This window comes from Kushneria phyllosphaerae (assembly GCF_900312995.1).
In the GTDB taxonomy this organism is placed as follows: Bacteria; Pseudomonadota; Gammaproteobacteria; order Pseudomonadales; family Halomonadaceae; genus Kushneria; species Kushneria phyllosphaerae.
The window spans coordinates 62117-85273 of the sequence record NZ_ONZI01000001.1; the positions used below are offsets into that span (position 1 = coordinate 62117).

Below are 23157 nucleotides of genomic sequence, written 5' to 3' on the forward strand. Positions count from 1 at the left end.
GCACCCGCCAGCGGGGCGATAAAGCCGGGCGGGCACCCTCTTCCGAGGGGAGATCAATCCTCGAGTCGTGCCAGCAGCCGCTGCCCCCGGCGTGACCGGCGGGTACGACGCATGCCGGCCGAAGCCATCTTCCAGCCGACGATCCTGGCCGCGCCCACGGCCATACCGCTGGCCGCGCCCCATAAAAGCGCCTGACGCCACTCGATGTCATCCCGATCCGGATTGACGGGCGGTTCAAAGATACCGTGGCGGAAGGTCTTTTTCATGGCCTGACGCATGGCGATGCCGGTGGCCGCCGCCGTGGCCGTGCCAACCAGCGTCCAGAGAGTTTGAGACTTCATGGCAGTATCCCCTTCAAGTGATCAAGAAAGCCCTTCAAGCCTGGCCGATCCCGTTCGGCGCCACCAGTGCCTATCTACCAGTACCCGTCCACCAGTACCCATGGACAGCCCCGCCGCACTCGCGCACCATCCGGTCATCCTTTTAAAGATCCACAGGACTTCCCATGACCGAGCAGCCCCCTGTCATTGTCGAACCCGAACGCACGCCGGCCACCGCCGTGGTCATCATCCTGCATGGCCTCGGGGCCAGCGCCCACGATTTTGACCCGCTCATCCCGGCGCTGTCGCTGCCTGAAGACATGCCGGTGCGCTTTGTCTCTCCTCACGCCCCCCAGCTGGCGGTGACCGTCAACAACGGCATGACCATGCCGGCCTGGTATGACATCACCAGCATGGCGCTCAACCGCGAGATCGATGAAGTCCAGCTCCGGGCCTCGGCACAGCGCATCCATCGTTTGATCGACGAGCAAATCGCCAGCGGTATCGACAGTCGCCGCATCGTGCTGGCCGGCTTTTCCCAGGGCGGCGCGGTCGCCTACGAAGCGGCCCTGACCTATCCCGAACCTCTGGCCGGAGTGCTGGCCATGTCGACCTATTTTGCCACCGCCGACAGCATCAGGCCGGACGACGCCAATCGCACCACGCCGATCGAGATCCATCACGGCACTCAGGACCCGGTCGTGGATGAAACGCTGGGCCAGCGGGCCGTCCAGCGCCTGACCGACATGGGCTATAACGTGGAATACCGGACCTGGCCGATGGTTCATACCATCAGCGCCGATCAGGTGCCGGCCATTCGTCAGTGGCTGATCGAGCGACTGGGAAAATAGGGATCTTCATCGCAGGCTCATGAAGCCCCTCAGCCGTTCAGGAGCAAAGGGCAGGAAAGAGAGCTCATGCCCGGCATCAGGAAAATCATGCCTGCCATGCCGGGGCGCTTAAATACGGCGCCGGCAGGGCTGATCGCCTTTTACGGCACGGACATGAGATCACGCCAGCGTCATCCTTGGGACATCGCTTCCACAGTCTCAAGGTGTCGACATGTCCTTTGCCCAGTCTTCGATCATCGAACCCGCCAGCGGCCGTCCGGCGGATGCCTGCGTTATCTTCCTGCACGGCCAGGGTGGCAGCGGTTACGACTTTGAACCGCTGTTCCATGCCCTCGCCCTGCCTGACAGCAGCGCCGTACGCTTTGTACTGCCCGGCGCCCCGATGCGTCAGCTTGAATGCCGTCAGGGCGAGCGTGCCAGCGCCTGGTATGACGCTGCCCCCGGCGAGGTCGCCGGCGGCCATGCCCAACAGCAGATGGTCGATGCCGTACGTCAGGTCGAGATGCGCATCGACAGCGCACTGGCCGATGGCATCGATGCCAGCCGGATCATTCTGGGCGGTTTTGGTCAGGGTGCCGATATTGCCGCCCACGCAGCACTGGGCTTTCGCAAGGGGCTGGGCGGACTGATGATGCTCTCCACGGCACTGGGCACCATGCCTTCAAACACCCATAACGCCAACCGTCACTTGCTGATCACCATGCATCACGGCCGCCAGGACCCGATCGTGGGCGAAGCGGCGGCGCGTCAGCGTTCCGATCAGTTCATGCGCATGGGTTATAGCGTCGATTACCACGCCCACACCATGGGTAACGAGTTCTGCGCCGACGAGCTTTCACAGCTGCGCGCCTGGCTGGTCACGCGCTTGATTCGCACCCGCCTGGTCGCCTGATTCACGCTCTGTGATGGACGGAGTTGATAGCGCTTGATACGACAGCGCCGCCCTTTGGGCGGCGCTGTCGTCGTTGTCACACTCGGGTTTGCGATGCTCGGGCGGCAATCTGCATGAACTGCGCCCCATCGCGGGGTGGCCGGGTCACAAGGCTCACCACGACATATAAAAGCGTCGCAACCGGCAGGCCCCAAAGGCCCGGCGGCAGACCCAGCGGTTTGAGGCCGGTGACAAAGCTTGCCAGCACCAGCGCACCGGCGCTCACAATGCTGACCAGCGCCCCGGCTGCCGTACCGCGACGCCAGAAAAAGGCCCCCACAATGGCCGGCACGGCCACGACCAGCCCGCTTGAGGAGGCCACCGACAGCACCGCAATCAGATCGAGACGAAGCTCGGCAAAGCCCAGCGCGATGAGCGCAATCATGGGCATTACCCACTTGCCCAGCCGCAGCTGCGCCTGCTCACTGCGATCGCCCTTTGGCGACCGGCGAAGATCGCGCGCAATCATCGAGGCCAGCGTCAGCATGATCGAGTCGATGGTCGATACCGCCGCGGCCAGAATGCCCACCATCACGATCACACCCAGCACCGGCGGCACGTGGTTTGAGGCCAGAAGCGTCGGCGTGGCCAGGTCGGCACTTTCAAGCGAGGGAAAGGCCACCAGCGCCGAGAAGCCCCACAGCACCGACACCAGTGTGTAGATAAATCCAAACACCAGAAAACCCAGCAGCATGCGCCGCATGGCACTCAGATCCTTCGGCATGAACAGGCGCTGGCTGACCTGCGGGTTGGACAGGCTGAAAAAGAACCACGGCAGGGTCAGCCCCAGAAAGTTGACCAGATTGAACACACCGTTGCCCGGCACCACCAGCGACTGCGGATGCTCAAGGGCCAGCCGATCGAAAAGCACCCCGAACCCGCCCAGCTCATGCACCACCAGCAGCGCGACCAGCGTCGAGGCCACAATCATGAACAGTGCCTGCAGCGAGTCGGTCCAGGCCACCGAGCGCATGCCGGCAATCCGGGAAAAAACGATGGCAAGCAGGGTGGCCACCACCACGCCGGTAGTAAAAGACACTGCCCCGCCGCTCATGCCGGAGAGTAGATAGCCAACGCCGGCCAGCTGCACCGAGGCATAGGGAATCAGAAACAGGCAGCTGGTCAGCGTGACGGCAATCGCTACGCCGCGGCTTTCATACCGATGCCCGAGCATCTCGCCAGGGGTGACAAACCCGAAGTGGCGACCCACGGCCCAGAAGCGTGGCCCGAAAATCGCCACCAGCGATACGCCGGCAAAATAGAGAATCTCGAAACCCAGCGCGCCGACACCGCCGGCATAGGTCAGCCCGGCCAGCCCTACCATCATGAAGGCGCTGTAGGTGGTGGCGCTGTAGCTCAATGCCGAGACCACCCCGCCCATCTGGCGATTGCCCAGAAAGTAGTCCGCCATGCCAGTGCCCTGCCCCTGTCGCGAACGCCACGCCACGACAAGCGACACCACCAGATAAAGCCCCACGGCGCTCCAGATCAGCGACTCACTCATGATGGGTGCCTTTTTCAACGGGGCGGGCAGGACGCCCAAAATGGCGGGTCGCCAGTACGTTGAGCACGATCACCGCCAGCCCCAGCACGCTCCAGAGCAGAAAGCTGCCATACCAGGCCTGCACGTTTGACAGCAGGGTAAAGGGCAGCACGATGCCCGGAATCACCAGTAGCCATACCACTCCCACCCAGCGCGCCGTGGTCATCTCAATCTGCCTTTTACCGTCATGTCGGGGCGACAGCATAGCGCGACCGACTTATGCTCGAAATAAGCAAATAGGGCAAGAGACGAAAAAAAACGGGCCGGCAGGCCCGATGGTTCGAGAAGAGCGTTCAGCGCAGCTGACTGTCCTTGCTGCCACGACGATTAAAGCCGGCGCTGCGGCTGGTGTGACGATCCTCCTCGGCCTGACATTCCACGCACAGGCGCACGCCCGGCACCAGCTCGCGCCGGCGTTCGGGGATCGGTGCCTCGCACTCTTCACAGTGCGTCAGGCTGTCACCCCGGTTCGTCAGATGACTGCGCGCACGGGCCACGCCCTCTTCCACAGTGTCGTCAATCTGATCCTGTACTGCACCATCTCGTGTCCAGCCACCGGCCATGATCGTTTCTCCCTTCTGGTGGGCCCAGAGGCCAACCAGATCAATCGCATGTCATTTCTGATCGACGGCCTTGACGCTCAACTGACGGCCAGGGCACACGGGGTCAGGCCCTGCTTATGCCCATCATTGTTTATAACGACCGATTCATACCCACAATATAGTACAGCTGGGCACAGGCAGCCGGAGCGCCGCTCTACGACACGTCTGTGCGTATCAGCGCATTTGCTGCCTGCGGCGATAAAGCCATTGCCCTTGCTTGATGAAAACAATTATCATTCCCGATGCGATGCGTTACTTTTTGCAACAAACGCTTTTTCGTATGTTCTGGTCCTTCCTGCAGGTGCCTTTTCATGCTCATTCCGTTTCTCATCATGCTGCGCGAAGGTCTGGAAGCCGCCCTCGTCGTCGGCATCATTGCCAGCTACCTGCGCCAGACCGGCCGGCAGGCGTGGATGCCCGCCGTATGGATTGGCGTGTTCCTCGCCGCCGGCGTGTCGCTTTTGGCAGGCGCCGGGCTGCAGTTTGCCAGCGCCGAATTCCCTCAGCGCCAGCAGGAACTCTTCGAGGCGGTGGTCGGGTTTCTCGCCGTGGGCATGCTGACGTGGATGGTCATGTGGATGCGCCGGGCCGCGGCCAACATGAAACGCGAGCTGACCGTCGCACTGGATCAGGCCTTTGACAGGCACCGACAGCATGGCTGGGCGCTGATTGGCATGGTCTTTCTGGCCGTCGCCCGGGAGGGCCTTGAGTCGATTTTCTTCCTGCTGGCCATCTTTCAGCAGAGCCAGGGGGCACTGGCCCCGCTGGGTGCCCTTTTGGGTATCGCCAGCGCCGCCCTGATCGGACTGGCGCTCTATCGCGGCAGCCTGCGCCTGCCGCTGGGCCACTTTTTCCGCCTGACCGGCCTTTTCATTGTGCTGGTCGCAGCAGGCCTGTTCGCCGGTTCGGTACGCGCCCTCCACGAGGCCGGCGTATGGAATCATGCTCAGCAGGTGGTCTTTGATCTCAACCACGTGCTGCCACTGGATACCCCGCTCGGGTCACTGTTGGCAGGCCTCCTTGGCTACCAGCCGGCGCCGACCCTGAGCGACGTCGTGGCCTGGCTGGGCTATCTGCTGTTCACAACGTGCCTTCTGCTGACGCGCCGGGCAGCCGGTAGTGCCGCGGCTCGCCAGACACGCGCAGGCGTCCAGTCATGACGCCCACCGCCCCCTCGCCACGCACGCTGCGTACAGGCCTGTGGCTGTCATTTGTGTTCATGCTGATGGCCCTGGCCGTGTTCGCTGTGTCGTTGAAAAACCGTCAACCCCACCGCGACGGTACGCTCATCCAGGTCACGGCCAGTGGCTGTGAGCCGGCACGGCTTGAGGTGCCGGCCGGCCAGCAGACGTTCACCATCGTTAATCGATCAGATCGCGCGATCGAGTGGGAAATTATCGACGGGGTAATGGTGCTGGCGGAGCGGGAAAACATCACGCCCGGGTTGCAACAGCCTCTGACCGTGCGCCTGAAACCGGGTGACTACGCGATGACCTGCGGCCTGTTGAGCAATCCTCGCGGCACGCTGCACGTCACCCCGGGGGAGGCTGCAGCCGTCCCCGAGACCCTGGCCGCCACAGCTTTTGTGGGTCCTCTGGCCGAGTATCGCGTCTATACCACGCTGCAGATGCGCAAGCTCCAGCGCCATATCGAGGCGCTGCATCAGGCCGTAGTCATCGGCGATCTGGTGGCGGCGCAAAACGCCTGGCGCGAGGCGAGACGCATTGATCAGCACCTGGCCGTACCGATCGGTTTGTTCAGCGATCTGGACCAGCATCTGAACGCACGTGCCGATGATTTCGCCCGACGCGATCAGGATCCGGAATTCACAGGGTTTCATCGACTGGCCAATGCGCTTTTCGTCACCCGGAGCACGGCCGACCTGCAGCCGATGGCCGATCAGCTGGTCCGCGATATCAAGGCCCTCGAGACACGGCTTGCAGATGCCGCGATCCCACCGGCCCTGCTGGCCAGCGGCAGCGCTCGCATCCTGCAGGCGTGGCACGACCGGCAGACATCCCGCGACGCCCTGACACCGCAGGCACTCGATGACCTCAAGGGCCTGACCGAGGGCGTGGCCAAGATTGTCATGCTGCTCGACCCATTGCTTCAGCAGCAGGCTCCCGACACGGCCCGTTCCCTCAATGCCGCACTTGCGACCCTGCAACAGGATCTTGTCGAGGCCTCGGCAGGCAGCGCAGACAGGCATGTGCTGGAGGACAGTGCGGCTCTGGCCGGTGAGCTGTCCTCGATCAATCACGCGCTCGGTTTGAGCGGTTAATCCCGTTGCCGATACCGGATCCGCCATGACAGACGACCAACACCCGACACGCTGCCCCTTTATCCTCACCGACGATACGGCGCTGGATCGCCGCCGGTTTTTACGCGGTGCCGGCATGACCGGCCTCGGGCTGGGCCTGAGCGGGCTCTGTCCCGGTCAGGCACTGGCCCGGCTGCCGCATGAGCAGGCGCCACACCGCCAGGAGATGACCAGCGCGCCCCTGGAGCAGAGCGAGCAACTCGCCTATCCCTTTTACGGACGCCATCAGCAAGGCGTGGTCACGCCGCGTCAGGCGACCGGCATGGTGGTGTCGTTCGATATCCTGGCCATGGACCGGGACGCGCTGGAAACCCTGCTGCGAACGCTGACAGCGCGTATCGCCTTTTTGACCCGGGGCGGTAGCTATCCCGAACATGACCCACGGTTTCCGCCACCGGATTCCGGTACGCTCGGCCCACACATTGCCCCCGACGGGCTGACCATGACCGTGGCCGTGGGGACATCGCTGTTTGATGAGCGCTTCGGGCTGGCCTCACAGCGCCCGACCCATCTGCAGCGCATGCAGAAATTTCCCAACGATGCGCTCGATGCGCCGCGTTGCCATGGCGATCTTGCGATCCAGATCTGCGCCAATACGATCGACACCGTCTATCACGCGCTGCGCGATATCATCAAGAACACGCCTGGCGGGCTGCTGGTGCGCTGGAAACAGACGGGCACCGTTCCCCTGCTGCCGCCGTCGCCGGGTGACCTCAACGGCAGCGCTCGCAATTTTCTCGGTTTTCGCGATGGCTCTGCCAATCCGGCCGCCGAGGACCAGCCACTGATGAACGCGCTGGTCTGGATCGACGGGCAGCGCGATGAGCCGCCATGGACCCATGGCGGCAGCTACATGGCCGTGCGCATTATTCGCAACCTTGTCGAACGCTGGGACCGTACGCCGCTGGGGGAGCAGGAAGCCATCTTCGGACGCCGCAAGATGAGCGGTGCGCCGCTCTCCGGCGGCCAGGAGCAGGATGTTCCCGATTACGCTGCAGACCCCGAAGGTCACGTCACGCCGCTTGATGCCCACATCCGACTGGCCAACCCGCGTACCCCGGCGACCGAGAAGCATCGCATCCTGCGGCGGCCGTTCAACTACGCCAACGGCGTCGAAACCAACGGGCAGCTCGACATGGGGCTGCTGTTTATCTGTTTTCAGGCCGACCTGGCAGCCGGCTTCATCGCCGTGCAACAGCGCCTGGATGGCGAACCGTTGGAGGAGTACATCAAACCGGTCGGCGGGGGCTATTTCTTCGTGCTGCCCGGCGTCACCGATGACAGCGATTTTCTGGGGCGCAGCCTGCTGGCTGCCACCGCCTGATCCTCAATAGCGCCCGGCCTGTCGAGTACGCCAGGCCAGTGCACAGAAACAGACTTGAACCCCATCAGGAGACAGACCATGAACCTTCGAAACACCCTGCCCGCCCTCGGTGCGCTGGCGCTGATGACCTTCCAGCTGCCGGCCCAGGCCGCGGTCTCCCCTGACGCGCTGGTTGGCCCGGTCGCCGAGTACAAGCTCTACGTGCTCGATAATCTTGAAGATCTGGTCAGTCATACCGAAGCATTTACGGCGGCGATCAGGGCCGGTGACGTGGACAAGGCCCGGGCGCTTTATGCGCCCACGCGGGTGTACTACGAACGCATCGAGCCCATCGCCGAGCTGTTCGCCGATCTGGATGCCAGAATCGACGCGCGCGAAGATGACTATGAACATGGCGTCAAGGATCCTGACTTCACCGGTTTTCACCGGCTGGAGTACGCCCTGTTTCATGATCACAGCACTAAAGGCATGAACGGCTATGCCCAGGGGCTCATGGACAATATCAACACGCTGGATAGCCGCGTACAGGATCTGACCTTTCCGCCCAAAACCGTAGTGGGCGGCGCGGCCGCTCTGATGGAAGAGGTCGCCGCGACCAAGGTCTCCGGTGAAGAAGACCGCTACAGCCGCACCGACCTGTGGGACTTTCAGGCCAACGTGGATGGCGCCCGTGAAATATTTTCCCTGTTCAGGCCGCTGGCCGAGCAGGAAGACGCCGACACCGTGCAGCGGATTCAGCAGAACTTTGACCATGTCGAAGCGATTCTGGCCGAGTATCGAGTAGACCCCCAGCATCCCGAAAAGGGCTTTGACGCCTATGACGAGGTCAGCGACACGCACCGTCGTGCGCTGGTCGGGCCGGTCACGGTTCTGGCAGAGGATCTTTCGACCCTGCGCGGCCTGCTTGGGCTTAACTGAGCCGTGCCAAACGTCAGCACCTCAGTGCTGATTGTGGCGCAGGCGTTGCCATGCCCGGGCCAGCCAGTCACCGGCCCGGGCAATGTCCTGCTCATGGCTGCCCGCATAGCCCAGGACCAGACCGGCCTGCGGCGCAGGTCCTGCGAAATAACGCGAGAGCGGCGAGAGCTGAATCTCCTGTCGCTTCGCCGCGGCCACCAGTGCCCTTTCCAGCGCCATGGACTCAAGCGGTACCAGCAGATGCATGCCGGCATGGCCGTTTGAAAGCGTCAGCCCCTCGGCAGTGGCGGGCGTCAGCGCCTCTCGCAGTGCCGCCTGGCGTGATCGATACGCCCGACGCATGCGAGCCACGTGACGGGAAAAGTGCCCCTGCTCGATAAATTCCGCCAGCGCCGCCTGCGCCACATACTGCCCTTCGCGATTCAGTCGTGCGTTGGCGCGTCGAAAAGGGTCGACCAGCGCGGGGGGCAACACCAGATAGCCCAGCCGCAGCCCGGGATAGAGCACCTTGCTGAAGGTGCCCACGTAAATGACCGGAGACGGCTCGACCAGCCCCTGAAGCGAGGCCAGTGGCGGTGAGCTGTAGCGAAACTCGCTGTCGTAATCATCCTCGATGATCCAGGCCCCGCTGCCTCGAGCCGATTCCAGCAATGCCAGTCGCCGCGCCAGGCTCAACGTGATGCCACACGGATACTGATGCGATGGCGTGACGTAGATCAGCTTCGGCGCCGGCCCTTCGGGGGCGCGCTGTACATCAATGCCGTCGTCATCCACGGGCACCGGCACCAGCGACAACCCTGCGGCCATCAGGGCAGCCTGCGCCCCGGCGTAGCCGGGTTCTTCGACCCATGCGCGGTCTCCGGGGTCGGCCAGCAGCCGCGCGATCAGTTCAAAGCCCTGCTGGGCACCCTGGGTGATCAGAATCTGTTCCGGCGTACAGCGCACCGAACGCGACAGTCGAAGATAGTCACATAGCGCGGTCTTTAATGCCGTGACGCCGCCGGTCGCCTGATAGGCCAGCCACGCTTCAGGGGCACGCTGCTGATGGCGCCGCAGCAGCCGCTGCCACTGTTCGCGGGGAAAAAGATCCAGCGCCGGAACGCCGGGCGCAAAGGCGCGATGCCCGCCGCCGGACGGGGCACAGGCCGTTAGTAACCGATCTCCCCGATGGGACAGGGCCACCTTCCGAGAAGCAACCGGGCTCTGCTGCACCGACTCGACCAGCGCCAGGCGCGCCACAAAAAGCCCGGCCCCCGGACGGGTCACCACAAACCCTTCGGCTGTCAGCCGATCCAGTGCCGCAAGCGCCGTATTACGGGCAATGTTCAGCTCACGCGACAGCCGCCGGGACGACGGCAGCGCCTCCCCGGCGGCGAGTTCGCCTGATTCGATCCAGCCGCGCAGGGCGCCATACAACCGCTGGCTCAGCCCTTGATCACAGTGGCTGCTCAGGCGCATGGCCAGTGCCTCGATCACCCACGCCGTTCGTGCAAGCCTGCTCAACCGGTTCTCCTGATTCTTTAAAAACTGGTGCTTATGAAAGAACCAGTATGCGGTCACGATAGCCGAACGTCACCACGCCCTGGAGTCTTCATGTCTAATATTCGAACTGCCAATTCTTTCGATCTCGATGCGCTGGCCGTACTGCTGAACGACTATCGCGTGTTCTATCAACAGGACAGTGATGAAGCGGCCTGTCGTGGCTTTCTCCATAAGCGCCTTGAGCGTGGGGATTCCTGCTTACTGGTCCACGACGCCGGCCACGGCCCGGACGGTTTCGTGCAGCTCTATGCGATGCTCTCGACGGTCAGCCTTGCCTCACGCTGGCTGCTCAACGACCTGTTTGTCGCGCCGCAGGCACGCGGTCGCGGCATCGGCCGGGCATTGATGCAGGCCGCCACGGCCCGGGCACAGGAGCACGGCGCAAGCTCGCTGATGCTGCGCACCCAGACCCACAACCACGCGGCAAAAGCGCTGTATGAATCGCTGGGCTGGCAGAAAAACGAAGCCTTCGACACGTATCTGCTTTCCGTGCCGGGATCAGGATCATGACGGTTTCTCGAGAACCTGAGGCTATCTTCCTGATCGCCCATGTACCTTCAGGAGCGTAAACCATGTGTCTCCCACGTCATTTCCAGATGACCAGCCTTGAAGCGCAGCATGCCCTGATGGCGCGCTGCCCTTTCGCCACGCTCGTGACCGTCTCAAGCGACGGGGTCGATGCCAATTCGCTGCCGCTTCTACTCAATGCCCAGCGCAGCAAACATGGTGTACTGGAAGGCCATATTGCACGTGCCAACTCACTCTTGAAAACACCACCGACACAGGCCATGGCGCTGTTCCATGGGCCCGACAGCTACATTACGCCGAGCTGGTATCCCGCCAAACGCGAACATGGTCGGGTCGTGCCCACCTGGCATTACCTGAGCGTACAGGCGCACGGCACGCTTCGATTCATCGAGGATCCTGCCTGGCTCAAGGCACACGTCGCCGAACTGACTACCCGATTTGAACGCGAACAAACCGCCCCCTGGTCAATTGAGGACGCGCCAGCGGATTACATCGAGGGTATGTGTCGCGCGATTGTGGGCGTCGAGCTTCGCATTGAGCGTCTGGTCAGCAAGCACAAGGCGGCGCAGCACAAGGATGAGGCCACACGGCAAGCAGTGTGTGGCGCACTAAAAGAGAAAGGCGTGGCCGAGCAGGAGGCCGGCTGGTTAAGCGGCGCACCCTTTACCAAAGGCAAATAATATTTTATCCGAACAACCCTTCCAGACACAGAACACAGGAGGTGTCATGTACCGCGTCTACGGTGATCAGCATTCAGGCAATTGCTATAAGGTAAAACTTGTCATGCGCCATTTGTCTCTGCCCTATCAATGGACAGAGATGTCTGTATTGAGCGGAGATACCCACACACCGGCATTTTTACAGCGCAACCCGAATGGAAAAATTCCGGTTCTTGAGATGGAAGATGGCACCTGCCTGGCAGAGTCCAATGCCATCATCTGCTTTCTCGCTGACGGCAGTGAGCTGATACCGACGACGCGACTGGAACGTGCACGCATGCTTCAGTGGCTATTTTTTGAGCAGTATAGTCACGAGCCTTCCGTAGCCTCGGCGCGGTTTATCGTGCGCTATCTGAACACGCCGGATGAACGACGTCAGGACCTGGCTGATCGACAACGTGAAGGGCATGCAGCTCTTGCCGTCATGGAGCAGCAGCTGACAAAAACCTCCTTCATGACAGGAGATCGTTTTACGCTGGCCGATATCGCCCTGTACGCCTACACCCATGTGGCCCATGAAGGAGGTTTTGATCTCTCCGGCTACCCCGCCATTAATGCCTGGCTGACACGGGTCTCGGCACAACCAGGTCATGTCGCCATGCTGGACTGAGAGAGCATGACAAAAGGCGGTCGCGCACAATGCCACCTTCTTGATGTCCGAATCGGTGGGCCATAAGTCGTTGCCGACATTGCTGGACGGTTGCAGACTTCTGCCATCTCTCTGCGGAAAGCCGTCGATGCCCCATACCCTCGATCTTTTGATCCATCCGAACTGTCAGCCACGCCGCCTGTTTCAGTGTCGCTTCGGCTCGGGAACCTGCTCATGACGCGCCCCTTACCATCAGCACCGCTGCCGGCAACGGTGTGGTGGCTGGCTCTGTGTCAGGCCCTGCTGGTCAGCGGCAATATCATGTTGATCACCATCAATCCGTTGATCGGTGCACATTTGTCGCCGGCGCAGACCTGGATCACCCTGCCGGTGGCCGCCCAGATGCTGGGCACGACCTGTGCGACCCTGCCGGCCGGCTGGCTGACGACGCGCTTCGGACGGCGGCGCACCTTTATCATGGCCAATCTGACAGGGCTGGCCGGCATTGCTCTGGCAGCACTGTCACTGATGAGAGAAAGCTTCGTCGGCTTTAACCTGGGTGCTTTCGGGATTGGCGCCAGTATCGGTGCCGGCATGCTCTATCGCTTTGCTGCGGCGGATGCCGCCCCCGACCAGCGTGATCGCGCCCTGTCGATGGTAATGGCAGGCGGCGTGCTGGCAGCGCTGTTCGGACCCTGGCTGGCCGGCGTCTCCCGCCATCTGTTCGCCGTGCCGTTTCTGGGCACGCTTGCAGGGCTTGCCGGTTTGTATCTTGTGGCGCTGGTGATTGTGGCCAGCCTGAATCTGACCGACCCGCTGCCTCGTGGTCGCCGGAATACGTCGGTCTCCCGGATCACGCTGTTGCGCCGACCACGGCTGGCCGCCGCCATTATGGCCGCGGCGCTGGGCTATACGGTCATGAATCTGGCCATGACGGCCACCCCACTGGCCATGGCACACCACGGCCACGGATTCGAAGCCACGGGGCATGTGATCAGTGCGCACGTGCTGGCCATGTTTGCGCCTTCCTTTGTCACCGGCCATTTGATCCGACGTTTCGGCCACGTCCGCATGATTCTGACAGGCGCAGCGCTGCTGGCGCTGAGTGCGGTCTGCGCACTGCTTGCCCCAACCCTCCATGCCTTTGGCATGGGGCTGGTGCTTCTGGGGCTGGGCTGGAACTTCACGTTCATTCCCGCCAGTGCGTGGCTTGCAAGCGCCCATACGCCCGAAGAAGCGCCTCGGGTACAGGCGCTCAATGACTGCGTGGTCTTTAGTCTGGTCACGCTCTCGGCACTGGCGGCAGGGCCGCTCAATGCCTGGCTGGGCTGGCAGGCACTTAATCTGTGGCTGCTGGTCCCCGTCACTGTGATGGCAGTGGCCGTCACAGGTCTGAATCGCCGAACAGCATCATGATGGCAGGCTCAATACGCCTGCTCATGAGGCAGGCGTATCGATGACGCTCCCGACCGATTTACGGGGCGGTATCATCCTGAGTGCGCTGGTCGGGGATATTGGCGGTGCCCTGGTCGGTTTTGGTGGTGTTGTGCTCGTTCATGCTGCCGGCACCGTCCTGCTGACGCTGGCCGTGTGTGCCAATGGCAGGAGCAGACGATTCATGCGACGCCTCCATTTCCTGCTGGCGCTCCCGTTGCATGCTGCCACTTTGCCCCTCCATACCACTGGCGCCCCCCTGACGGGAGAGCTCGCCGGTATTCTGACTGGACGATGTGGCATTAGACGGCTGGGTCGCCGAGCTGTCATCCTCCGGCGGCGAGGTGGCCAGGGCCATCACGGGAACCAGCACCAGGCTCAGCCCCAACATTACGGTTTTCGATGCTTTCATGAGCGTGTTCTCCAGAACATCATGTCAGCTCTGAGCATAGGGGGCACCGGGAGAAATCACCGTCCTTTGCGGCTGCTGCTTTGGTCGTGTGAACACGCAATATCGCCATCCTGAAGACGATTGGCGTACCGCCATCTAGACTGACATCATCCGTGGGCCGTCATGGTGATGATTTTTGCCGTGACGTCCTCAAGCCCGTTCGTTCGAGACCCCAACCCATGTCCATGTATTACGACCGCTACTCCTCTGCTCGCACCGGCTCTGCTCGCACCGGCCTGCGCGCCCTTCACTGGCAGTGTCTGGCGCTGCTGTGTCTGTGTTTCACCCTGTCAGGCTGTGGCGTCAACAAGATTCCAACGCTGGATGAAAAGGTGAAGTCCGCCTGGTCTCAGGTCGAGAATCAGTACCAGCGCCGTGCCGATTTGATCCCCAATCTGGTCGAAACGGTGAAAGGCTATGCCAGTCAGGAGCAGGAGACGCTCACGGCCGTGATCGAGGCGCGCTCGAAGGCCACGTCGATTCAGGTCGATGCCGATACGCTCAACAATCCCGAACAGATGCAACAGTTTCAGCAGGCGCAGCGCCAGCTGAGCGGCGCACTGAGTCGTCTGATGGCGGTATCGGAGCGTTACCCGGAGCTCAAGTCGAATCAGAACTTCCTGGCGCTGCAGTCCCAGCTTGAAGGCACGGAAAACCGGATTGCGGTGGCACGGCGCGACTTCATACAGTCGGTCGAGGCCTACAACACCGAGATCCGTACCTTCCCGGGCAGCATCTGGCACAAGATCATGTATAGCGACCTGCCGATTCGCGAGAACTTCGAGGCCACTGCCGAAAACGCAGACCAGGCCCCGCAGGTGAAATTCTGATGCTAGAGGTGACTTACTGATGCGACTGACACGCTCGCTCGCCGTCGGCCTTTTGCTGCTGCTGTGCACGGCAGTCGCTCAGGCCGCGCCCGACTTTCCCGAACTGACCGGGCGCGTGGTGGACAACGCCCAGCTGCTCGACACGGCCGCTGAAACGAAGCTTTCCCGGACGCTGGCGGCCCATGAAGAGGCCACCGGTGAACAGGTGGTCGTGGTCACGCTGCCCGACCTGGGCGGAGAGACCATCGAGCAGTACGGCTATCAGCTTGGCCGTGCCTGGGGCATCGGCCAGAAGGACAAGGATAACGGCGCCCTTCTGATCGTGGCCCTTGATGAGCGCAAAGTGCGCATCGAGGTCGGCTATGGCCTTGAAGGGCGTCTGACCGATGCGCAGTCTTCCGCCATCATCAACCAGGTGATCACACCGGCCTTTCGTGACGGCGACTATGCCCGCGGCATCGTCGAGGGCAGTCAGGCCATGATCCAGGTACTGGGTGGCGACCCGCTGGCACAGACCCAAACCCGACAGCAGCCGGAACGCGAGTCCAGAGAGCTCGGGGGCGCCGGCATCTGGCTGTCGATTCTGCTCTTCATTGTCATGCTGATCGTGCGAGGCGGTGGCGGCGGTCGAGGTGGCCGCGGACGAGGCGGTCTGCTCGGCGGCATGCTATTGGGCGGCGCGCTTGGCGGTGGCGGCCGATCAGGGGGCGGCCTCGGCGGCGGCGGTGGTTTCAGCGGTGGCGGCGGCGGCTTCGGCGGCGGCGGCGCTTCCGGCGGCTGGTAATGGTCGCGATCAAACAAGGATAACGCGGTATGTCACTACTGAAAGAGCACGAACAGCGCGAGGTGGGCGAGGCAATTGCCCGCGTCGAGCGCGACACCGATGCCGAAATTGTCACGGTACTGGCCCCCCGGGCGGACGACTATGCCTATATTCCGCTGCTGTGGGCAGGGCTTGTGGCCCTGATCGTGCCAGGCGCACTAGCCCTGCTGGCCGGCTGGTTCGGACTCGATGTATTCTGGACCGGCCCCTGGATGGTGCTTCTGGTGCAATGGGTCCTGTTTGTGGTGCTGGCGATCCTCTTTCGCCTGCCCGGAGTCATCACTCACCTGATCCCGCGTCACGTACGCTTCTGGCGCGCGGCCAACCTGGCCCGACGCCAGTTTCTCGAACAGAACCTGCATCGGACCGAGGCTGGCACCGGCGTGCTGATTTTCGTCTCTGAAGCCGAGCGCTACGTCGAGATTCTGGTCGATCAGGGCATTTCCAGCCGGCTGGATAACGCCGCCTGGGCCGAGATCGTGGCTGACTTCACACAAAAGGTGCGCGCCGGTCAGACCCAGCAGGGCTTTCTGAACTGCGTTGAGGCCTGCGGTGCTCTGTTGAAGACGCATGTGCCCGCCACCCATGAGCGTAACGAGCTGCCCAATCGTCTGATCGTGCTTGGCCGGGACGACATCGGCTGATCACGTTGTGATGAGGCGCCGGTGTCCAGCACCGATGATTGAAAGGCCATCCTGCGGGATGGCTTTTTTGAACAACGCTATCACAGGAAATTTTCAGCCTGAGACATCGCCCAGCAGACCAATGCCCTTGTAGATCAGAACGCCTACAGCGGCGGCGACCAGTATCCCCATCATGGTGCGCTCATGGCGCTTCCAGAGCTTGAGCGCCCGGTCACCGAAAAAGTGCACCAAAAGCGCCAGGCCAAAATAGCGCGCGCCACGCGCCAGCAGGGCGGCCAACATAAACAGGGGGAAGGCGTAGCCGGTGCTGCCGGCCACCAGCATGGCAATCTGAAATGGAATCGGAATGACGCCAATGGAGAGCACGGCCAGAAAGCCGTTATCGATGAAGCGCTGATCGAAGTCGTTGAACGCCTGCTGGCCACCAAAGAGCGTAATCAATTGATCGCCGAACTGACCCATGGCCCAGGCGCCCAGCCCGTAGCCGATCGCAGCGGCCAGCAGATTGCCCGCCAGTGCCACCGTGGCCAGCCACCAGCGCTTCCCGGGACGCATCACCATCCAGGGGATCAGGACCGTTTCAATCGGAATCGGAACAATCAGGGTTTCCAGTATCGAGGCCACAAACAGCAGCCAGAGCGCGCGGCGATGATCCATCAGTGCGGCAAGCCGGTCACCAAGACGCTGTTTTTGATGCTGCAGGCTCAAGGCCATGGATACCCCTGTCATTCATGTCGTGGGCCCATGCGTCGGGCCCCCTGATCATTGACGGTCAATGAAGGCGGGGATGATGACACACTCGCTGCCGGTCCGAGCCCCGGTTTCAGATGTCTTAAAGACTTGTGAAATGACGGCGTCCCGGGGTGAAAAGGCGCGTGGTGGCCGGTCATGCACAGGCCAGGGTGCGCTGTTATACTCGCCATGATCGGATCGCTGGCCCATGCGCTTGCACGCGCCATGGCCCCCGGGCGCTTCGCAGGCAAGACGTATCGTCGTGCGAGTGGGTGTGAAGACAGACGACAGACTGCCCTTTCACGACCACTACGTACCGCTCCAGCTTCATGCAACCGTCATGTATCCCATGCAATCGCAGTGACAAGAGAGGTTTATACCAGGATGTCCAACACGCCGAAAATCATCTACACCCTCACCGACGAAGCACCTGCGCTGGCCACCCATTCGCTGCTCCCCATTGTTGATGCCTTCACCGATTCTGCCGGCATTATCGTTGAAACCCGCGACATTTCGCTGGCCGGCCGCATCCTGGCGCAGTTCCCCGACTATCTGAAAGACGACCAGAAAATGGGTGACCATCTGGCCGAACTGGGCGATCTGGCCAAAACGCCGGAAGCCAATATCATCAAGCTGCCCAACATCAGCGCCTCGGTGCCTCAGCTCAAGGCCGCCGTCAAGGAGCTGCAGGGTCAGGGCTACGCCATCCCCGATTATCCCGAGTCGCCGGAAAGCGATGAAGAAAAGGACATCCGCGCCCGCTTTGACCGCGTCAAGGGCAGCGCCGTCAACCCGGTTCTGCGTGAAGGCAACTCCGACCGCCGCGCGCCGAAGTCGGTCAAGAACTACGCGAAGAAGTATCCGCACCGCATGGGCGAGTGGTCGAAAGACTCGAAGTCCCACGTCTCCCACATGAACGAGGGCGACTTCTACGGCAGCGAAAAATCCGCCGTAATCGACCGTGCCGGCAACCTGAAGATCGAGCTGGTCCAGAACGACGGCACGACGACCGTGCTCAAGGAAAAGGTTGCCGTCACCGAGGGTGAAATCGTCGATGGCGCCAGCATGAGCAGCCGCCAGCTGCGCGCGTTCATCGCCGAGCAGATCGAGGACGCCAAAAAGCAGGGCGTACTGTTCTCGCTGCACCTGAAGGCCACCATGATGAAGGTCTCCGACCCGATCATGTTCGGCATCGCGGTCGACGAGTTTTATCGTGACGTGCTGGCAAAGCACGGCGATGCGCTCAAAAATGCCGGCTTCAGCCCCAACAGCGGCGTGGGCGATCTCTACTCGGCGCTCTCCTCGCTGCCGGCAGATCAGCAGGACACCATCAAGTCCGACATCGAGGCGCTCTACAAGTCGCGCCCGTCACTGGCGATGGTGGATTCCAGCAAGGGCATCACCAACCTGCACGTGCCCAGTGACGTCATCATCGACGCCTCCATGCCGGCGATGATTCGTGACTCCGGCAAGATGTGGGGCGCTGACGATGCGCGTCATGACGCCAAGGCCGTGATTCCCGATCGCTGCTACGCCACCATCTATCAGGCCACCATCGAGGAGTGCCAGAAAAACGGCGCCTTTGATCCGACCACCATGGGCAGCGTGCCCAATGTCGGTCTGATGGCCCAGAAGGCCGAAGAGTACGGCTCCCACGACAAGACCTTCCAGATTCCGGCCGACGGCACCGTGCGCGTCACCGATGACAGCGGCAACGTGCTGTTTGAGCACAAGGTCGAGCGCGAAGACATCTGGCGCATGTGCCAGACCAAGGATGCACCGATCCAGGACTGGGTGAAGCTCGCCGTGACCCGTGCGCGTGACAGCCAGACGCCGGCCATTTTCTGGCTCGACAGCGCGCGTGCCCATGACGCGCAGATGATCAAAAAGGTCGAACAGTACCTGAAGGATCACGACACCAGCGGTCTGGACATCCAGATCATGACGCCGGTCGAAGCCATGCAGTACACGCTGGTCCGTACGCGCCGCGGTGAGGACACCATCTCGGTCACCGGTAACGTACTGCGTGACTATCTCACTGACCTGTTCCCGATCATGGAGCTGGGCACCAGTGCCAAGATGCTCTCGATCGTACCGCTGATGAACGGCGGTGGCCTGTTTGAAACCGGTGCCGGTGGCTCCGCGCCCAAGCACGTGCAGCAGCTGGTGGAAGAAAACCATCTGCGCTGGGATTCACTGGGTGAATTCCTTGCACTGGCTGCCTCGCTCGAGCACCTGGGCAAGACGTTTGATAACCAGCGCGCCATTGTGCTGGCCAACGCCCTGGACCGCGCCAACGGCGAGTTCCTGGACAGTGACAAGTCGCCCAAGCGCAAGACCGGCGAGCTTGATAACCGTGGCAGCCACTTCTACCTGGCGCTCTACTGGGCTCAGGCACTGGCCGAACAGGACGACGACGCCGAACTCAAAAAGCTCTTCGGCGAGCTTTATGAAACGCTCAGCAACAACGAGCAGGCGATCCTCGATGAGCTCAACGGCGTGCAGGGCAAGGCCGTCGAGATCAAGGGCTACTACCACCCGGATATCGAGCTGGCCGGTCAGGCCATGCGTCCGAGCAAAATCCTCAATGATGCACTCGCCACCCTCTCCAAAAAGAGCTGAAGCGTTAACGCGTGACGGTCAGCGATGACCGACCATACAAAACCGGCGCCCTGAGGCGCCGGTTTTTTTATGAATACCGGAAGTGTCCCGACCGCCGGCGTTTCAGGGAGAAAACGCATGCCCCATCGCTGGATCACATTGCACATATTCCCGCATGGGTCGCCGACCCTTTAAACAGTGCCGGTGGCAAACAGCGTGACCACCACCGCCCGTACGGCAAGCCAGATCAGCGTGAGGGTCGATACCAGAAACAGGGGAAAGCGCACCGCAACTCGGTTGACGGTGGCCTGATACACGGAGTGTATGATGCGAAATAGCACATAGGACCAGGCAAGGAACACATCTACGGGACTGGCGCCCATCACGGCCAGAATAATGACCGCCGGATAAAAGATCGTGGGCTGCTCCATCAGATGGGTGTAATTGTGCGCTTTCCAGTTGGCGCGCTCAGGCAACACCCCGTCGAGATCCTGCCCGCGCCCACCCGGCCGGGCGCCTTTAAGATCGCCACCGGCAGCCTTCATGGCCCTGAAACGACTGAAGGCCATCCAGAACAGCATGACCAGTGACCACAGGATCAGTACGGCAGCAGGTGCGAGCATGTCGGCTTTCATTGAGGCTCTCCAGGACAGGATGGTTCAACAGGGCTGAATCGCTATCGACGCTTCGCTCTTCTATTATCGCCTCAACGTCACATTGGCCGAGCCGCCTTCCTTCACTCGGACCTGCTTGAGGATAAAGGGACTGCGCCCCTGACCGCCCGGCAGGGCCACGGTGCCGGCCACATAAAAGGTGCCGGCCGGAATGCCGGTCGCCGTGAAGTAGCCATTGGCGTCGGTGGTGGTCATGTGGGTATAGGCCTGGGCGCGCGGGTCGGCCGGCTCGACGCGCTGACCGGCCAGGGCCTTGTCGGCGGCTTCAGCCGAGTACTCGGTGGCCGGTGCGATAGAGACCTTCTCACGATTGCCGTAAACAGTCTGTCCCGAAGTCAGCTGATAGGCCAGACGCCCCTTGATGGTCGCGGTACCGGTTTTGGCAAGCGCCGCATAGGTCTCGACCGGGAAAGGCACCTGGCGCTTGACCGTCGGCGCACTGTCGACCGTGCCCGCGCTGGACATGCCGGGAAGGTTATCCGCCATGTTCTGAATGCTTTCACAGCCGGCCAGCCCCATCATCAATACGGCACCTGTCAAAACCTGCCACTGACGCATGTCCTGTTTCCTCGCAATATGGATCAATAGGCAAGCTTAACGACTTCTCGGGTTCAAGCCATCCTTTAAAATCGATGGGTGCTGCAGGACAACAGCCCCTTCAGGTGGCTGCCAGTATCTGCTCGACTTGCAAGGTCGATGATCATGAGGTCGATGCGGGCAAGCTGCTAACATGGGAGGACTGATCCAGACGTTCGAGCCGTTCTTTCCGGCCCTTCCAGGACGTCTTGCACACTATCTGTTCATTATTTGCGGGAGACATCGTGCCGCTTCGCGACTTTTATCTGGTGCTGGTCGTTATTTTGATCTGGGCGTTCAACAGCATCATGATCAAGCTTGGCCTGGCCGAGATGCCGCCGCTTTTGATGACCACCCTGCGCTTTGCACTGGTGGCGGTGCTGATCGTCCCGTTCACCCGGATCACGCGTGCGCAGCTGCCGCTGGTGCTGAAGCTGGCCGCCAGCTTCGGGCTGATGCATTTCGGCTTTCTGTTCATCGGGCTCAACTACGCTGAAGCCGGTACCGGGGCCCTGCTGGTACAGCTGGGCACGCCCTTTGCCACCATTCTGGCCGCCATCTTTTTAAAGGAGCGCCTGCGGTTGAAACCGGTCATCGGCATGCTCGTCTCCTTTTCCGGCGTGGTGGTGCTGGCCGGTGGCCCTACCCTGCCCGGTCCGCTGCCACTGACACTTTTGCTGCTGAGCGCGCTGGGCTGGGCGATTACCAATCTGCTGGTCAAGACAGGCCCGGAGATCGCGCCGCTGACCATGGCCGGCTGGCTGTCGATGTTCGCCATTCCGCTGGTCGGCATGGGATCTCTGCTGTTTGAGCAGCATCAGTGGACCGCCATGATGGAGGCCGGCTGGCGTGGCTGGGGGGCGGTCATCTACAGCGCCGTGATGTCCTCGATTCTCGCCTATGGGCTGTGGAATACCCTGTTGCGGCGACATTCAGTGGCGCGCCTCATTCCGCTGTCACTTCTGACACCGCTGGTGGTGGTCGTGCTGGGCGTGCTGATGCTGGATGAAAGCATGGCGCTCAACAAGCTGGTCGGTGGCGCACTGGTGGTCGGCGGCATCGCCATTATCAATGTCAGGCGACTCAAACGAGCGCCCCGTGAGCTCGCCCTTGACGGTGACACCTCGACCACGACCACGACCACGACCACGACCACGACCATGACGCCAGAGCAGAAATGATCAGGACAGCGGCGGCCCAACCGTCTCCCGTTCGATCAATGTGGGCATGAAAGGTGTCGGGGCCGGCAGTGAGGCGCCGGCCACCAGCTTGAGCAGGCGCTCGGCAGCTTCCTGCGCCATCTCCTCGAGTGGGGCATGTACGGTCGTGAGTGCCGGCATGACGTGTCGCGCACAGGCCTCGTTGTCATAACCCACCAGTGACAGGGTCTGCGGAATCGCCACGCCTCGCGCCCGCAATATCGTCATGGCGCCCAGTGCCATATCGTCATTACCGGCCACCACCGCCGTGATGGGCGCCGCGCGCGCCAGCAGGGCCGCCATGCCCTGCTCGCCACTGCGCTCGGTAAAGTCACCCTCAAGAATGGCCTGCTCATCTACCTGGATGCCCCGTTCTTTCAAGGCCCTTTGGTAGCCGGCCAGTCGCCCGGCGGCGTCCTGCTGGCGCAGCGGCCCGGTCAGACACGCGATATGGCGATGACCCTGATCCAGCAGATGACGCGTGGCCAGATAGCCGCCGCACTCGTTGTCCAGGTAAATGCAGTGCGCATCGATCTCCAGCACCCGTCGGTTGAACACTACCAGCGGTGTGGTGGCTGCAAGCGTTGCAAGCATGGCGTCTGACAGCGCATCGGCGTGCACAATCAGCCCGTCACAGCGTCGGCCCAGCAGAAAGTCCACGGCCTCCTGCTCGCGCCCAGCCTCACCGCCGCCGCTGGCGACCAGCAGGGAGACGTTGGCGCGGCGCAGCGTTGCTTCCAGCGTCATCATGACGCGTCCCATGAAGGGGCCGGCCAGATGCGAGATCACCAGTCCCACGCCCCCCATCCGGTTGGAAGCCAGCGAGCGGGCAAAGGCGTTGGGCGCGTACCCCAGTGCAGCGATGGCGGCCTCGACACGTCCGCGCGTCTCGGCATTGACCGGCACTTCCCCTTTCATGACGCGAGACACCGTGGCAGCAGAAACGCTGGCGTACGCAGCCACCTCACGAATGGTAGGCATGGTGTTGTCCTTGAAATGATCCGGC

General features: G+C 62.0%; 25 protein-coding genes. 15 read left to right on the top strand and 10 right to left on the bottom strand.

What is annotated here, in order from left to right; translation table 11 throughout:
- Positions 1-53 precede the first annotated feature (53 nt).
- Positions 54-341, bottom strand: coding sequence for a DUF4235 domain-containing protein (locus KSP9073_RS00270; protein ID WP_108840966.1), 288 nt, complete (start codon positions 339-341; stop codon positions 54-56).
- A 164-nt stretch (positions 342-505) separates the two neighbouring features.
- Here KSP9073_RS00270 and KSP9073_RS00275 point away from each other — a divergent pair, with 164 nt between their 5' ends.
- Together KSP9073_RS00275 and KSP9073_RS00280 are read left to right on the top strand one after the other, a co-directional pair.
- Positions 506-1171, top strand: coding sequence for an alpha/beta hydrolase (locus KSP9073_RS00275; RefSeq protein ID WP_108840967.1), 666 nt, complete (start codon positions 506-508; stop codon positions 1169-1171).
- A gap of 211 nt (positions 1172-1382) precedes the next feature.
- Complete coding sequence (locus KSP9073_RS00280; protein ID WP_108840968.1) at positions 1383-2063, top strand: alpha/beta hydrolase; 681 nt, start codon at positions 1383-1385, stop codon at positions 2061-2063.
- Positions 2064-2139: 76 nt separating this feature from the next.
- Here the strand turns inward: KSP9073_RS00280 and KSP9073_RS00285 are convergent, their stop codons facing one another.
- From KSP9073_RS00285 to KSP9073_RS00295, 3 genes are all read right to left on the bottom strand, one after another.
- Positions 2140-3606, bottom strand: coding sequence for a sodium:solute symporter family protein (locus KSP9073_RS00285; RefSeq protein ID WP_108840969.1), 1467 nt, complete (start codon positions 3604-3606; stop codon positions 2140-2142).
- Positions 3599-3811 carry a hypothetical protein gene (locus tag KSP9073_RS00290; protein WP_108840970.1) on the bottom strand — a complete coding sequence of 71 codons (213 nt, stop codon included), beginning with the start codon at positions 3809-3811 and terminating at the stop codon, positions 3599-3601. The genes KSP9073_RS00285 and KSP9073_RS00290 overlap by 8 nt, the downstream gene beginning before the upstream one ends.
- 127 nt (positions 3812-3938) lie before the next feature.
- Complete coding sequence (locus KSP9073_RS00295) at positions 3939-4208, bottom strand: DksA/TraR family C4-type zinc finger protein (protein WP_108840971.1); 270 nt, start codon at positions 4206-4208, stop codon at positions 3939-3941.
- Positions 4209-4558: 350 nt separating this feature from the next.
- Between KSP9073_RS00295 and efeU the strand changes: the two genes are divergently transcribed.
- From efeU to efeO (KSP9073_RS00315), 4 genes are all read left to right on the top strand, one after another.
- On the top strand, positions 4559-5407 hold the full coding sequence (gene efeU / locus KSP9073_RS00300; protein ID WP_108840972.1) for an iron uptake transporter permease EfeU: 849 nt from the start codon (positions 4559-4561) through the stop codon (positions 5405-5407).
- Positions 5404-6528 carry an iron uptake system protein EfeO gene (gene efeO / locus KSP9073_RS00305; protein WP_108840973.1) on the top strand — a complete coding sequence of 375 codons (1125 nt, stop codon included), beginning with the start codon at positions 5404-5406 and terminating at the stop codon, positions 6526-6528. Before efeU ends, efeO (KSP9073_RS00305) begins: the two co-directional genes overlap by 4 nt.
- Before the next feature lie 25 nt (positions 6529-6553).
- Entirely contained in the window at positions 6554-7891 is a 1338-nt protein-coding gene (efeB, locus tag KSP9073_RS00310) for an iron uptake transporter deferrochelatase/peroxidase subunit (protein ID WP_108840974.1), read from the top strand.
- Between the two features lie 78 nt (positions 7892-7969).
- Positions 7970-8809, top strand: a complete 840-nt coding sequence (gene efeO, locus KSP9073_RS00315; RefSeq protein WP_108840975.1) for an iron uptake system protein EfeO — start codon at positions 7970-7972, stop codon at positions 8807-8809.
- 21 nt (positions 8810-8830) lie between these two features.
- Here the strand turns inward: efeO (KSP9073_RS00315) and pdxR are convergent, their stop codons facing one another.
- On the bottom strand, positions 8831-10267 hold the full coding sequence (gene pdxR / locus KSP9073_RS00320; protein WP_108841960.1) for a MocR-like pyridoxine biosynthesis transcription factor PdxR: 1437 nt from the start codon (positions 10265-10267) through the stop codon (positions 8831-8833).
- A gap of 135 nt (positions 10268-10402) precedes the next feature.
- Between pdxR and KSP9073_RS00325 the strand changes: the two genes are divergently transcribed.
- The 4 genes from KSP9073_RS00325 (at position 10403) to KSP9073_RS00340 (ending at position 13603) form a co-directional block, all read left to right on the top strand.
- Positions 10403-10861: a GNAT family N-acetyltransferase gene (locus tag KSP9073_RS00325; RefSeq protein ID WP_108840976.1), complete on the top strand. Its 459-nt coding sequence runs from the start codon at positions 10403-10405 to the stop codon at positions 10859-10861.
- Positions 10862-10923: 62 nt separating this feature from the next.
- Positions 10924-11559: an FMN-binding negative transcriptional regulator gene (locus KSP9073_RS00330; RefSeq protein WP_108840977.1), complete on the top strand. Its 636-nt coding sequence runs from the start codon at positions 10924-10926 to the stop codon at positions 11557-11559.
- A gap of 46 nt (positions 11560-11605) precedes the next feature.
- Positions 11606-12208: a glutathione S-transferase family protein gene (locus KSP9073_RS00335; RefSeq protein WP_108840978.1), complete on the top strand. Its 603-nt coding sequence runs from the start codon at positions 11606-11608 to the stop codon at positions 12206-12208.
- A 213-nt stretch (positions 12209-12421) separates the two neighbouring features.
- Positions 12422-13603, top strand: coding sequence for an MFS transporter (locus KSP9073_RS00340; protein ID WP_243409055.1), 1182 nt, complete (start codon positions 12422-12424; stop codon positions 13601-13603).
- Between the two features lie 58 nt (positions 13604-13661).
- On the opposite strand, the gene KSP9073_RS00345 is transcribed toward KSP9073_RS00340, so the two are convergent.
- Positions 13662-14033 carry a hypothetical protein gene (locus KSP9073_RS00345; RefSeq protein ID WP_133240959.1) on the bottom strand — a complete coding sequence of 124 codons (372 nt, stop codon included), beginning with the start codon at positions 14031-14033 and terminating at the stop codon, positions 13662-13664.
- A gap of 218 nt (positions 14034-14251) precedes the next feature.
- Between KSP9073_RS00345 and KSP9073_RS00350 the strand changes: the two genes are divergently transcribed.
- Genes KSP9073_RS00350 through KSP9073_RS00360 form a run of 3 tightly spaced genes read left to right on the top strand, consistent with a single transcriptional unit; the run spans position 14252 to position 16369 of the window.
- On the top strand, positions 14252-14902 hold the full coding sequence (locus KSP9073_RS00350; protein ID WP_243409056.1) for a LemA family protein: 651 nt from the start codon (positions 14252-14254) through the stop codon (positions 14900-14902).
- 19 nt (positions 14903-14921) lie between these two features.
- A complete protein-coding gene (locus KSP9073_RS00355; protein ID WP_108840980.1) occupies positions 14922-15686 on the top strand; it encodes a TPM domain-containing protein in 765 nt (254 codons plus the stop codon).
- A 29-nt stretch (positions 15687-15715) separates the two neighbouring features.
- Positions 15716-16369 (top strand): TPM domain-containing protein, encoded by a 654-nt coding sequence (locus KSP9073_RS00360; protein ID WP_108840981.1) that lies wholly within the window; start codon positions 15716-15718, stop codon positions 16367-16369.
- A 93-nt stretch (positions 16370-16462) separates the two neighbouring features.
- Here the strand turns inward: KSP9073_RS00360 and KSP9073_RS00365 are convergent, their stop codons facing one another.
- A complete protein-coding gene (locus KSP9073_RS00365; protein WP_108840982.1) occupies positions 16463-17083 on the bottom strand; it encodes a YqaA family protein in 621 nt (206 codons plus the stop codon).
- A 402-nt stretch (positions 17084-17485) separates the two neighbouring features.
- Between KSP9073_RS00365 and KSP9073_RS00370 the strand changes: the two genes are divergently transcribed.
- The gene (locus KSP9073_RS00370; protein ID WP_108840983.1) at positions 17486-19723 is read left to right on the top strand and encodes an NADP-dependent isocitrate dehydrogenase; all 2238 of its coding nucleotides are present in this window, start codon (positions 17486-17488) and stop codon (positions 19721-19723) included.
- A 170-nt stretch (positions 19724-19893) separates the two neighbouring features.
- Here the strand turns inward: KSP9073_RS00370 and KSP9073_RS00375 are convergent, their stop codons facing one another.
- Positions 19894-20337, bottom strand: coding sequence for an MAPEG family protein (locus KSP9073_RS00375; protein WP_108840984.1), 444 nt, complete (start codon positions 20335-20337; stop codon positions 19894-19896).
- A 63-nt stretch (positions 20338-20400) separates the two neighbouring features.
- A complete protein-coding gene (locus KSP9073_RS00380) occupies positions 20401-20934 on the bottom strand; it encodes a carboxypeptidase-like regulatory domain-containing protein (RefSeq protein WP_108840985.1) in 534 nt (177 codons plus the stop codon).
- Positions 20935-21197: 263 nt separating this feature from the next.
- Between KSP9073_RS00380 and KSP9073_RS00385 the strand changes: the two genes are divergently transcribed.
- On the top strand, positions 21198-22133 hold the full coding sequence (locus tag KSP9073_RS00385; RefSeq protein WP_108840986.1) for a DMT family transporter: 936 nt from the start codon (positions 21198-21200) through the stop codon (positions 22131-22133).
- Here the strand turns inward: KSP9073_RS00385 and KSP9073_RS00390 are convergent, their stop codons facing one another.
- Positions 22134-23132, bottom strand: coding sequence for a LacI family DNA-binding transcriptional regulator (locus KSP9073_RS00390; protein ID WP_108840987.1), 999 nt, complete (start codon positions 23130-23132; stop codon positions 22134-22136).
- Positions 23133-23157 lie beyond the last annotated feature (25 nt).